Here is a 12395-nt window from a genome sequence, read left to right on the forward strand (position 1 = left end):
TTTGAGATTCAGTCCAGCCAGCCGTATAATCTGCTGTCCATGCTCGTAACCGCTTAGATCCCCTACTTCTGCAAGGAAACCCGCCAGCGTAACTACAGCCACACCCGGTACGGTGAGCATCTCTCCAGTGCCCGGAATTTGTGACAGTAGACGTTCCACCTCGGCCAGAATCTCTTCGAGCTGTCTGGCGAACATTTCGTACTGTTCCAGGAGCGTTTGAATCTCTATTCTTGCTGCAGGAAGTCCTTCGGTCAGTCCGATGGAACTCCTCGCCGTATCCATAAGGTGCTGCGCGCGTTAGGCGAGTTTCCCACACCAGGTGAAATCATCGCACTCGGTACAGAAGCCATCGTTCAGCGGTGGAAGAAAGACGTGAAACGAGCCGTAGGCACTACGGCTTGTTTGCGTGTTACGATATGTCATACGTGCCAAGGACCAATAATGACCATGAACGGTTCATCCGCCGGACCAAAACACGTCACCGCCGAATGACCGGACTACGCAGTTGGAATCGCTACATCTGGCGCAGTGGAGAATTTGTCATTTGGGTAGATGACGCTTTAAAGCAAGAGAACCTGTTGAAACGGCTGAGCCGTGTAGACTATGAAAGCTACCTCCACGAACGTAAGGGTTGGGAATCTCGACTTCTCGAAGGTACAAAGCGTCTTCGCTCCCGCAGAGACCCTAACCTTTATTTAAATCGCCTCGAAAACCGTGTCTGTTTGTTAATTGGGCAGACCTAGTTTTTTTTGTGTGGGCGTGGGGGTAGTGAAGGACTCTTGAATTAATAGTGCCCACAAAATGCCCACAAATAATTAGCGGGCGCTATTCGAGGATAGATCTCATGTGGGCTTCATACTTCTCCATACTGCTTTCTTCAATCTTCTTGGAAACGTGAGAATACACATCTGCCGTGATTCTCATGCTGCCGTGTCCCAAGCGTTCTTGTACATACTTCATATCATTACCGGCTTCCAGGAGTAGTACGGCGTGTGTATGCCGTAGGGAGTGGATCGGCATAGACGGAAGACCTGCGCGTTTCAAAATACGCGAAAAGGAATTGAAAAGAGAAGACTTTGGCATGAAATTCCCGTCGTCCCGACAAAGGACCAAGTTTAAATTATGCTTGTAGGAGCCCTTCCAGGCCAATTTATTTTGATTCTGATATTTTATGTGCTGCTTCAAATCCGAAATGATTGACTGACTGATTTTTATCGTTCGCTCCGAATTAAATGTTTTCGTATCCCCGAAAAGTTCAGCTTCATCCTCAGCAGCGAAATCCAGCGTCTTATTTATGGATAGTGTACCGGCTTTCAAATCAATGTCATCCCAGGTTAGCGCGGCAGTTTCCCCTTTCCGCATACCTGTTTCAATCAAGACTCGGTAGAAGATCCAGTAGATGTAACCATACTGGTGAGCGGATCGAAGAAAAGCAGGTATATGTTCAGATTCAATAAACTTTAGCCCTTTCGGTTTGACGCTTCCTTTAATTGTAACCCCTTTACACGGATTCTTTTCCAACTTCCCAAGGATTACAGCTTTCTCCAAGGCCCCGTTCATCGTATTGTGAATAATCTCAACAGTACTTTTACTATAATTATCCGCAAGCTGATTCAAAAACTGTTGATACCGGATCGGCTTCACTTCTCTGAGCATTATTTGCTGGAAGTAGGGCTTGATATGGTTCTCAATGTTGTTCCTGTGCTGAATTATGGTGTTTTTTCGAACTGTACCTACTTTATATTCTTGCACGTATTGCTCCAGATAATCGAGTAGGGGGGTGTCTGTCTGCTCATAACCTTCGGCTATTTTCCTCTCTGTGTCTGCCGCAGCGATCTGCGCTTCTTTCTTTGTCTCAAAACCGCGTTGCGACTTCTCCTTAAATTTTTGGGTAATTGGATCTTTATATCGGATTCGATACTCCCAACCTGTGGTTTGCTTCTTAAAACTTGCCATGTACTAAAAAAACCAAACATATGTTCTATTTAATGCTATAGTAAACAGCCTTACGACTGGTGAGTGTGAAAGGTTATATCATTACTCAGGATTCGTCAATTAAATGAAGCAATCCTGCCCGCCAGCTTAATGAAGCTTTTTCATCAAGAGTCATAATGATTGTTGCACAGTACGACGAAATGACGCACTAGGCCGATAGGCCACCGATACGACCGAACAACCTAACGAAGTGGGGGCCGATACCCGGCTCTGCCCTATAACAAGGAGGATATAACCGTATGGACCCATTGCGAGAGGTAGGGAAATTACTTAACAGGGCCGGGCTTTGGGAAACAAGATCAAAACGAGCATCTCTCAAGGGAGATTATGATCGGGCAGGAGAATTAAGAAATAAGGCGTTTCAACTTGCAGCTAAGGCTAGAAGAATCGAAGAAAAATACCGAGAGGAGGTAAACCACCAATGACCCAAACACCCCGGGACCGCACCCTTTACCCAGATACCCCAGCACCCACACCAACGGAAGAATATGAAACTAAGACGAACAGTCGCAAGCCGTTTTTCACAGGATATAAACCGCAATTCATTGGGCCACGCAAAGAGACATCCGCCGCAGATAAGTTGCTGCGATTGGATGCAGAACGAATGGTAAAACAACATGAAGATGCAATGAGAAATCCCAAAGGGGCCCCAGCACCCAAGGAAGGAGATACCAATGACACCAGAATCCGCAGCCAACGCCCTTAAAGAAATGACTAAGCTGTTCAATTGCTCTTATGAAACGGCATGGATGAATTATATGCACCCTACGATCACGGAGAAATTCACTTATGAGGAAGTCAGAAAGCACATTTAGGTATAAGGGGGAGAAGAGGATGAAGGAAGTAAACGCGGATTTGTACCATCTGCTCAATGAAAATGAAACAGGCCTATATACTCAGGAATTTCATAAGAATAAAACGGTATACGCCTATGTTCATTTGGATTTCACTGATCTGGCTAATTTTGTGGAAGCCGTTGGGACATACCCGTTTGAAGAAGGCGGAATGAAAGTAACTATGTTCGAAAGATCAATCTGTGTTGATCTTAACGACATCATAGAAGGCCACGACTATAAGCTGAGTAGTTACAAAAAATGCTTTGATGAGGACGATTGGGAAAGGTATAAAGAGCAGATTGAAGAGATGGAACGTGACTATTAGGCCGGAGGCCATCAATCGACAAAATAATCCCAGCGCAGCGGGGGCCGACACAGGGTTAAATTAATTGTCGTCAAGATGCTTAGGGGTGGTACTAGTATATCCCTGCTGGTGAATTTCCCCATCGTTACAGACACCATATTCATATGGATATCCGATCTCATCATTAAATGTAACCTCTGCACCATATCGACAAATACTACTCTTAGAGACAGAACCTTTAATACTGTATATTTCATCTTCTGTGTAGTTCTTCTTGGTAATAAGATAAGCTTTAATTTGCTTGGCAGCTTGAGTTTTTTTATAAGGCACCCCATTTATAGAAACATAGCCGACAAGAAAAATAATGATTAAAGATACTAGCGCTGCGATGCTGGATAGGACAACTTTTTTGATAATAAACACACCTTTCGCTTAAGTTAATTAAGAGATAGGAAACATCCTATCTCTTAATTGCAGTAAATTTAGAAATTAGATCCAATAATGGCAACTCTAGTTAATGATGATTGATCTGGTAAACTGTATGGTAAAAATAAAATATTACCTGCACCAGGATTTCCGAAGCTAACACTTGCTCCGTAATAGTAGGCATCCCATACTATTTTAGAACAATATGTCTCAGTGTAATAGTCGAAAATATTGTTAATCAAGCCATAATGAACCTGATCTTTATAGAGAGATTGATAATTACTTGCCCATGTTGCAGCTTGTTGAGCTTTGGTAGGGGAAGAAGTATATCGCAGTACTTTTGTATTGGCATACTTTGTATACCAATCAGTAATTGGCTGTCTAATCAAAGGTTTGTTATAACCTTCAATAGACACTATTGTTCCGTTATCAATTAAAATACCCGCATGTCCAGTATACCCAAATCCAGAAGAACCAGTACTGTTTGTCACTAGAATGTCTCCTGCTTGAATAGCAACATTTGTACCTTTATAAGTTTCTCCTGGAATAGAGAAGGGAACTAAATCAGTTAAGGAAGGAGATAATGAATCATTTTCTATAACTGTTGTGCTATTAACGTCCGGGATAGGTGCAGTTATAGTACTTGATGCATTGACTTCAGGTACAGGTGTTGCACTATCAGCACTAGCCATTCCTAGTGAAAAAGCAGATAGAATTACTGTAAGTGAGAATGATAGGAGAAATTTACCTTTTTTCAAATAAAACACCCCAGAAGCATATTTCGTCTCACGGCCGGATTCGATAGATTAATACTAGTTTAGAAAAATATGGATGTCAAAGAAAAAGATTCAACGAATATTGCAGCAAATTAGTATAATAGTCGATAATTATCATAAAATAGCATAATTTGTGGAAAAATAGAGGTAGATATATAAATATAATAGATATAATGTTAACAACTAGTGAATAATGACATAAATAATAATTATATGATTTTATGACGATTTATAAAATAAGTACAATTAAGTGGAATTAATTGAGTAAGAACATTTTTATTTTGAATTTTGCTTCTAAAGGAATTATTTTGTGAGAAATATAGGAGAATTCTGAAGGAATTGAGAGCTACGTACGACGAAGACCGGCGCTTGTACATCGAAGGTGAGTTGTACATCCTAAATTACTATATCGAGAACTTGGAATCTCACACCTTATACCCTACTCCGGTAATCAAAGATGAGTAACAGCCTGCTGCTATTTATAGCCGGGCTTGCAACAGGGCAGTTTTCATTCCTGGGAGCACTGATTTTATTCCATTGAGAAGAGGCTGATCTTAATGAGTGACTGGTACGCAGGAATCAAGAACAAAGCGAATGAAGTAGCCGGCGGTGGGCAGGGAGTTATTAAAAGCTCGCAGTTGACTCAGGGGGAAAGGGCAGCGCTGGATCTCAAGTATCCGCCTCCAACGGGAAAAGCAGCTGTGAGACCATTTGTGATCCGGGGGACTGTCGAATGACTATGAAAGCCTATGAAGCACGTAAAGCACTTGATGCCGGCCATCGTAAATTTGTTATGGTCCACTCCCCCGAAATCGTCGAGGTACTTGACTATGGCCCTACCTGGGTCAGATACACGGCATCATATATCAAACTTTTCATAAGCACTAATATGTTCACATAGAAAAAAGCCCTGACTCAGCATCAGGGCAATAAGCAGCAACTTTTATCCTCAACAGATTATAACACAACCAGGGAGGGCATACATTGTGGAGGATATTATCTTGAGTTATCGTAAAACCCGGAAGATCCTGAACGAATGCAAGAATTCGGCGGTGGTGATTAAGGTGAAACTGGAAACACTCATTGCCGCCAAGCGGAAGGCCGAGGAAGATTTCGCGGAAGTAGAAGCAGAACTGGGTGCTATTAATAACCATATATCCAAGCTGAATAGTATGATATATGATGTACAACTAGCCATTGACTGGCTACGTTTGGGGCATAACCCGGGGCCGCGCCGGGGCATACATCGGCTATCTATGGACCAGTTAACAATCCCAGTAGATCCATTACGGATGCAGTCTTACGCGCAACCGGCAGCGTGCGGCAGCCCAACAACACTTACAGATTCGGAGCGGAAACAGATTGATGATGCCATGGCTGTACTCTCGCAGCGGGAGAAGCAGTGTTTCACTCTTAAACATGGACTCTGCTTATCCCTGAAACAAATTGCGGATGAGCTGCAGATATCGAGAGGCGCCGTTCAAGAGTACATTGAAAAGGCGGAGCGGAAGCTGAAAGAGCCCATTCAGACAAGTTTATTCCTGATAAGTAGCTGAAGATGGCTTTTTACCCCGTACACTTGCCACCTATTTATAGGAGGAACCTATAAATGGTCCGATTCTTATAGTGAATGGCGTATAAAACTGACCATGACTCTTACGAGTAACAAGCATAGCGCTTAAACATCAGGTCATTTTTTACACGCCAGCCGATGAGCTCACGGTTAAGTGAGCTCGACAATCCCACTATAATTACATTAACCCTGGTCTCCGATATATCTTTTGAAAGGTTGTGAAGATTATAGTGGACAATAAAATGAAGTTATTGCAAGAAATTGTTGGAATTAGCATGGATGCGAATAATAAAAAAATGAAGAGGTACATGCAAAATGGAGTAATTGTGAGAGTTGCAGTTGTCAGCCTTAGCTTTTTAGTTACTCTTCTGAGTGGGTGGGATGTAAAATTCGGAGAATTTAATGCAGCTTTATTATTCTCTGCATTATTAACAGGGGTCACATCGTTAGAATCCTTCTTTCTCTTTAACAGAAAGTTTAGGATATACTACGACAACATTACTCGATTATCTGTTATAGATACTAAAATAGGTATGGCTATAGCCACAGAAAGCTATACAGAACCGTTGTATGAAGAATGGCTCGGAGAGTACATTGATATACAGAAGATTTTTCACGAAAACAGAATTGACGTTATGAAAGCTGCGGAAAGTATAGGAATGTAGAGTCTCCATTAGGCGACTTTTTATTTGCAAATAACCCCATAATCTAAACCCCAAAAGCTGCAGAGGTGACGGCGAAGTAAGGTACATGGGCATTGAGGGGGGAAGTTATCCCCTCGCAAAAAATCAACAACTTTTACGTCTTGCCAGTACGTTCTCAAAACGAATTATTTGATCATCAAGCCTTATATTTACAAGTTCTTCAAAACTTATAGTGAATGTATAAAGGGATGATTTGAAGTTGTTGGAAACGGTTGAAAAAAACTTCCTGTTAGGATTTTCTAGTAAAGCGGCTAAAATTGCATTTGTCCATTTAATGTGGGGAGATGTAACCTCTTTAAGTGGGAGTCTTAATTCTTGGGTGAGGAGTTTTGAATGTTTCTTTAATTTGAATGACGTTGCCTTAATCTTTGCGGGCTTTGGCCATCCTTTTGGAGTTTCATCTTTTATCGCTCTCAAAACATAAAGGAATTGCGAAAGTTATGTTGAGAAGAACACTAGCAACTTCTCCTGAAAATCGTTGTCCTAAGACGTTGACATAGAATGACAAGGAAAAACCAAACAAAATAACTAAACCAAAGCTAATAAAAGTAGCAAATAATGCTTTACTGCGTGAATATAACCAACTTGAATGTTCCTTTCTCATTATCCTTTTACCTCCTAATAGTTATAAAGTAATAAGTACAATTACTTATTGAATCGGCGTTATTGAGTAGTTTATAAATAGGTGTTTTGGAGTAAAAAGAGTTTCGGAATACAGGGAAGGTACTTAGAGTGCTTTTTTATTTTTGGGGGTGGTGAAATGTAGTGGGGAAGAAGAGAGACCCGAAGCGAGCGGAAGCGGAATATTTATGGATCGGCAGCGGCGGCAAGCGGGACATTGTTGATATCGCAGTCAGCCTTGGAGTGCCGGACGGTACGGTCCGAGGCTGGAAGAGTAAGGATAATTGGGAAGCCACCCTGAACGGCGAGAAGGAACCGAATCCGCCGGGTAAGTCCAAGAAAAGCAAACGGAACGTTTCAGAAATGAATACGGAACGTTCCAATCAGCAGCGGAACGTTCCAATTCGGGAGCAGCCGCCACCGGCGTTAGATGAACCGGACACTGGTGAACCGGATGAAGACGGGCTGACCCCGAAGCAGCGGATTTTTATTCTCGAATACCTGCGAACCTTCAACGCTACAGGAGCGGCAATAGCTGCTGGGTACTCCAAGAAGTCTGCTTACACCATTGGCTGGGAGAACTTGAGGAAACCAGAAATTCAAGCGGCTATCAAGCAGGCCAAGGAGCAGTACACCGAGGAGCTGGGTTTGGACCTCAAGCGGATCATTGCCGAGTGGATGAAAATCGCCTTTGCGGACACCGGTGATTACGTTAATTTTGGCAGCCGGGAATTTCCACTTCACAACAAAAAGGGCGATCCTATTCTAGATGAAGACGGCAAGCAGTTGACTGGAACCCAGAACTTTGTGAACCTTGTCAATTCCGATGTAATAGATACCAGCATCATTTCTGAAGTAAAGGAAGGCAAAGACGGCTTCAGCGTGAAGCTCTATAACAAGATTGAAGCGCTGAAACAACTGGAGAAATATACCGACTACATGGATGAAGAAACCCGCTTGAAAATCCGCAAGGCGCAGCTCGAAGTTGAGAAGCTGGGGGGCAGTGGTAACGGTGAGGTTAATAGCTGGGTGAATGCATTGATGGGCGTTGCTGAGAAGCGAAAGGCGAAGGTGATGAGCGATGAGCGCTAAGCCTTACAACGTGATTTCATCAATGGCAGCCCTAAGACCTATATTGGGTTGAGCCGGCTGCATTTGCAGAGGATATGCTTGATTTTGATGCAGACGAATGGCAATTGGCAGTAATGTACGATGTGGCTCACTCGCGATTTGTAACGGTCCGCTCCGGTCAAGGTGTGGGAAAGACCGCTCTGGAGGCCGCATTGGTTATTTGGTTCTTGTGTTGCCGGCCCAATTCCCGGGTAGTGTGTACCGCTCCTACCCGCCAGCAGCTCCATGATGTACTGTGGTCCGAGGTGGCTAAGTGGTTGGAACGTTCAAAGGTAAAAAACCTTTTGAAGTGGAACAAGAACAAAATTTATATGATCGGTCAGGAAAAGCGCTGGTTTGCTATAGCTAGAACGGCGACCAAGCCAGAGAACATGCAGGGCTTTCATGAGGACCACATGTTGTTCATCGTAGATGAAGCATCTGGGGTCAAAGATGATATCATGGAGGCTATATTCGGGACTCTTACCGGTGATGATAATAAAATGCTTATGTGTGGCAACCCCACGCGAACAAGCGGATTCTTTTATGACAGTCACCATAAGGATAGGGGGACGTATAAGGCGCATCGAGTATCAAGCCGTGACAGCAAGCGGACCAATAAGAAAAATATCGAAATGCTTGAAAATAAATACGGTAAAGATAGCGATGTGGTCCGTGTACGGGCAGACGGAGAGTTTCCGAGATCCGAACCGGATACCTTCATTCCTTTGGAACTTGCGGAGACAGCGGCAGCAAGAGAAATTTATGTTCAGATTCTTGATGAAGACACCGGAACATGGGAATCAAACATTCCGGATATCGCCGAATTGGAAATCGGAGTAGACGTTGCCCGCTTTGGTGATGATGAAACGACTATCGTCCCTCGGATTGGTGCTATGTTTCCTTACATCCGTCATTATTCCAAAAATGACACGATGGTTACTGCTGGCTGGGTTTTGATCACTGACAAGGAATGTATGGAGCAGTTTGGACGGCCTCGATGCACTGTGAAGATAGATGATGACGGGGTTGGCGGTGGCGTGACAGACCGAGTGAGGGAAGTTGTTCGTGAGGAAGGGCTGAATATTACCGTTGTGGATTGTCATAACGGCGGAAAAGCACTTGATACTGAGCATTACGAGAACTGGGGTACTGAAGCCTGGGCTAACGTTTGTGATATACTGCAGTCCGGTGATATTCAAATTCCAAACGATGAAGATCTGATCGGCCAGCTTTCAACCCGGAAATATTCAGTCACTAGTAAAGGGAAAATCATTCTTGAATCGAAGAAGGAAATGAAAAAGCGTGGTCTCCGGTCTCCTGACCGAACGGATGCGCTTATTTTGGCGTTCGCAAAAACGGGGGCGGTAATTGATCCGGTTGCCGCATCACTGTTGGGAGGAGGGAAACTATATGGCTAGATGGACATTGGTAGATCGAGTAGTTGGAGAAATGTCCAAACTACGGCAAGGAGTGGCCGGGCTGTGGGGAGTAATCACAGGGACACTGGGCGGTACCTATCGGCTTGATTTAAGTCGCGTAGACTATGCCAAGGCGCGGGCGCTTTACGATAACACAGAAGAGAATTATAAACTGGGAGCCGGCTTTGCAAAGAAAGTGGTTAATGCCACTGTCGGCTTTGTCGGATTGCCTGAGTTCAAGTCAATAGGCGATGATGCCCAGAAAACTGTTAATGATTTTCTGAAGAAGAACGAATTCAAAGCGCAGCGGACCCACTTAAATGCTATCAAAGAAGGTGATTGCTTCGTATGGCTTACCCGGGAGAAAAACGTCTCCAAACTATATCCAGAGAAGGAGTCGCGCTTGGTCTACAACATTATTCCACCAGAACAGGTCAAACGAATTGACAGAGACCCGCTCACTGGAGAGCCGATGCAGTATGTGCTTGAGGCGGAACATACCTGGTATGACGAATCCGGGACTAAAAAACAATGTAAAATCAAGCAGAAGATAAGCGCAGAACAGCGCCTCATTGAAGTTAAGGCGATGAGCCCCCTAATTTACAAGTGGGTACATAAAGTAACAGGAAGGTGAATGTGATGCCATTCTCGTACAAGCCCTTATGGGTGTTACTGTCAAAGAATGAAATGAAGAAACAGGATTTAAGAGAAGCGCTTGGCCTCGGGCCATCCACTATAGCGAAGATGGGCAAAGGGGAATATATTTCGCTGGAGGTCTTGGATAAGCTTTGCAGCCATTTCAGGGTACAGCCAAACGATATCATAGAACATGTAGAAGAGCCGCCACAGGGATAACCTGGACGGCTCTTTTGAACTATTTAGTTGCCCACAAAATCGCCCACAATATGCCCACATATAATAGAAGGAAGGCGGTACATTTTAATAGGTTAAAATCAGTACAAGCCTTTTATATTATGTATTCAATGGCATTCAAGTTGATACAAGGATCCCCAACTGTAAACCGCACACAAGTAAACGAATGGGAAAGAGATCAATACATGACTCTTTACTAGGATGAGCAGCCCTTGGCGCCGTTGGCGTTGAGGTTTTTTTTGTATGTGCATGTGGAGTTTTATGAACCCTTCAAAAGGCGGCGCCCATAAAATGCCTTCAAGATCAAAGCAAACTTCGATTTAAATAGCCAATTAGGGGTACAAAATGAAATGAATTGATGTTGTAAAAAATCTTTTGGATATTAACGGTTGCCTAACACATACATTCCCTTGCCTCAATAGGATGTTATTGTTCACTACTATAAGGAGGCGGGCTACGAATGCAGAATAAAAATCCTATACTAAAGAAAGTAAGATCTGCTAAATTGACGCAGAGGCATGTCCATGAATTTGAGGGTAGTACCAAACTGGCAGAAGAAGGAGCAGATCGACATAACCATCGGTTCGCAGGCGTTACAGGGCAAGCGATTCGGGTAGGAAAGAGCCATGTTCATGAAATTGATCTCACTAAAACGGATTTCTTAAACCATTTTCATAATCTCAAAAAGATTAGGACGGGGCCGGCTATTTCGGTTGGTAATGGCAAGCATGTACATTTTGTTACGGGTCTCACTACTTTAAATGATGGCCATCAGCACCAATTTAATTTTGCCACTTTGATTCAAGAACCGCTTATTTAAAATGAGCATTGCCCCGTCAGTGTAATGACGGGGTTTTAATGGTGGGTGTGCTTAATAAGAAAGAGGGAGAATGAGTATTTTATTAATGTGGATGGGCTACCGGCGTATCGGAGATGTACTATTCATTCACAGAATGTCCCAAATCAATTATACTTAGGCTGTTATTTACTTCTGATCACAAGCGTAAAGGGTTTCACGATCAAGCCGTTCTAATCAAGCTGTCTATGAAGCTTTTATAGAATCGTTTACTGATCATTGGGATTTCGCTGGCCACCTTAGTGGAGCTTAAGGAGAAAATAAAGTCTCATTGATTGCAGCCGTGAATAATAGTGTGAGGAGTGAATCCTGTGAAAGGTGAATATCTCCAATATTTTGGCGGTTTGTTATTGGTGGCGGGATTAATTGTCTCTATTACAATAGCAGTCGACGCAGAAAGTGTACTGACTGGTGTGTATATAGCTATGTGGTCGTCTATTGCGGGAATGTTTTTTATTGGTTTTGGGGAGTTGCTCCGTTCTATACTGCTGATTGAACATCGGATCGCGGGTCCACGTCCCCGCTTTGATCCACTGACCGGGCAGTATGTAGATACCCCGCGCGACAAGCACTAACCGATTCAACTTAAAAAATACGCGGATAACTAGGTCGTGTCTGAAAACTTTTCATTGAGTCAATTTGAAAATGGCAGCTACGTATACAAACGCCAAGAATGACTTGGCCAATTTGTCGTAACGAGTAGCCACACGGCGAAAATGTTTGATTTTATTGAAAAAGCACTCCACTAAGTGTCGCTCTTTGTACCGATACCAATCGACTTTCCATGGGTTTTGACTATTCGCTTTAGGCGGGATAGTGTAGGATGCCTGCTTAGCTGTAATCCAATTCCGAATCACTTCTGAGCCATAGGCTTTGTCGCCAAGAATATGACTTCCTGTA

At 43.4% G+C, this 12395-nt stretch carries 16 protein-coding genes and 2 pseudogenes; 12 read left to right on the forward strand and 6 right to left on the reverse strand.

All coding sequences use genetic code 11. The annotated features are described in order from the left end of the window. Both A3844_RS29595 and A3844_RS29605 read right to left on the reverse strand, forming a co-directional pair. Positions 1-297 (reverse strand): annotated as a pseudogene (locus A3844_RS29595) (transposase); the annotation flags it as partial. A 528-nt stretch (positions 298-825) separates the two neighbouring features. After that, on the reverse strand, positions 826-1956 hold the full coding sequence (locus A3844_RS29605) for a site-specific integrase (RefSeq protein WP_074109359.1): 1131 nt from the start codon (positions 1954-1956) through the stop codon (positions 826-828). A 278-nt stretch (positions 1957-2234) separates the two neighbouring features. On the opposite strand from A3844_RS29605, the gene A3844_RS29610 reads away from it, so the two are divergent. The 3 genes from A3844_RS29610 (at position 2235) to A3844_RS29620 (ending at position 3156) form a co-directional block, all read left to right on the forward strand. Continuing rightward, positions 2235-2420 carry a hypothetical protein gene (locus A3844_RS29610; protein ID WP_074084751.1) on the forward strand — a complete coding sequence of 62 codons (186 nt, stop codon included), beginning with the start codon at positions 2235-2237 and terminating at the stop codon, positions 2418-2420. Positions 2421-2669: 249 nt separating this feature from the next. Next, positions 2670-2810, forward strand: coding sequence for a hypothetical protein (locus A3844_RS32945; protein WP_167374770.1), 141 nt, complete (start codon positions 2670-2672; stop codon positions 2808-2810). A gap of 19 nt (positions 2811-2829) precedes the next feature. After that, positions 2830-3156, forward strand: coding sequence for a hypothetical protein (locus A3844_RS29620; RefSeq protein WP_074109361.1), 327 nt, complete (start codon positions 2830-2832; stop codon positions 3154-3156). A 60-nt stretch (positions 3157-3216) separates the two neighbouring features. Here A3844_RS29620 and A3844_RS29625 read toward each other — a convergent pair whose 3' ends face one another. Both A3844_RS29625 and A3844_RS29630 read right to left on the reverse strand, forming a co-directional pair. Then, positions 3217-3558, reverse strand: a complete 342-nt coding sequence (locus A3844_RS29625) for a DUF3139 domain-containing protein (RefSeq protein ID WP_074109362.1) — start codon at positions 3556-3558, stop codon at positions 3217-3219. A 59-nt stretch (positions 3559-3617) separates the two neighbouring features. Further along, positions 3618-4319: a YiiX/YebB-like N1pC/P60 family cysteine hydrolase gene (locus A3844_RS29630; RefSeq protein ID WP_083607089.1), complete on the reverse strand. Its 702-nt coding sequence runs from the start codon at positions 4317-4319 to the stop codon at positions 3618-3620. 575 nt (positions 4320-4894) lie between these two features. Between A3844_RS29630 and A3844_RS29635 the strand changes: the two genes are divergently transcribed. The 3 genes from A3844_RS29635 (at position 4895) to A3844_RS29645 (ending at position 6575) form a co-directional block, all read left to right on the forward strand. Beyond that, positions 4895-5074 (forward strand): hypothetical protein, encoded by a 180-nt coding sequence (locus A3844_RS29635; protein WP_074109363.1) that lies wholly within the window; start codon positions 4895-4897, stop codon positions 5072-5074. 264 nt (positions 5075-5338) lie between these two features. Beyond that, positions 5339-5893, forward strand: a complete 555-nt coding sequence (locus A3844_RS29640; protein ID WP_143192199.1) for a sigma factor-like helix-turn-helix DNA-binding protein — start codon at positions 5339-5341, stop codon at positions 5891-5893. Between the two features lie 247 nt (positions 5894-6140). Further along, on the forward strand, positions 6141-6575 hold the full coding sequence (locus A3844_RS29645; protein ID WP_167374771.1) for a hypothetical protein: 435 nt from the start codon (positions 6141-6143) through the stop codon (positions 6573-6575). A 436-nt stretch (positions 6576-7011) separates the two neighbouring features. On the opposite strand, the gene A3844_RS32545 is transcribed toward A3844_RS29645, so the two are convergent. Continuing rightward, complete coding sequence (locus A3844_RS32545) at positions 7012-7218, reverse strand: hypothetical protein (protein ID WP_143192201.1); 207 nt, start codon at positions 7216-7218, stop codon at positions 7012-7014. Between the two features lie 161 nt (positions 7219-7379). Between A3844_RS32545 and A3844_RS29650 the strand changes: the two genes are divergently transcribed. From A3844_RS29650 to A3844_RS29675, 6 genes and pseudogenes are all read left to right on the forward strand, one after another. Beyond that, positions 7380-8327 (forward strand): terminase small subunit, encoded by a 948-nt coding sequence (locus A3844_RS29650; RefSeq protein WP_074109366.1) that lies wholly within the window; start codon positions 7380-7382, stop codon positions 8325-8327. Next, positions 8317-9766 (forward strand): annotated as a pseudogene (locus tag A3844_RS29655) (phage terminase large subunit). Before A3844_RS29650 ends, A3844_RS29655 begins: the two are co-directional and overlap by 11 nt. Continuing rightward, a complete protein-coding gene (locus A3844_RS29660) occupies positions 9759-10400 on the forward strand; it encodes a phage portal protein (protein WP_074109368.1) in 642 nt (213 codons plus the stop codon). The pseudogene A3844_RS29655 and the gene A3844_RS29660 overlap by 8 nt, the downstream one beginning before the upstream one ends. A gap of 5 nt (positions 10401-10405) precedes the next feature. Then, a complete protein-coding gene (locus A3844_RS29665; RefSeq protein ID WP_074109369.1) occupies positions 10406-10621 on the forward strand; it encodes a helix-turn-helix domain-containing protein in 216 nt (71 codons plus the stop codon). Positions 10622-11099: 478 nt separating this feature from the next. Beyond that, a complete protein-coding gene (locus tag A3844_RS29670) occupies positions 11100-11459 on the forward strand; it encodes a YmaF family protein (protein ID WP_074100362.1) in 360 nt (119 codons plus the stop codon). A gap of 347 nt (positions 11460-11806) precedes the next feature. Then, on the forward strand, positions 11807-12070 hold the full coding sequence (locus A3844_RS29675) for a hypothetical protein (RefSeq protein ID WP_074109370.1): 264 nt from the start codon (positions 11807-11809) through the stop codon (positions 12068-12070). Positions 12071-12121: 51 nt separating this feature from the next. Here A3844_RS29675 and A3844_RS33650 read toward each other — a convergent pair. Beyond that, the coding region (locus tag A3844_RS33650) for a transposase (RefSeq protein WP_244169890.1) at positions 12122-12395 on the reverse strand (274 nt) is incomplete at its 5' end.

The sequence above is a fragment of the Paenibacillus helianthi genome, assembly GCF_001909055.1.
GTDB lineage: Bacteria > Bacillota > Bacilli > Paenibacillales > Paenibacillaceae > Paenibacillus_AQ > Paenibacillus_AQ helianthi.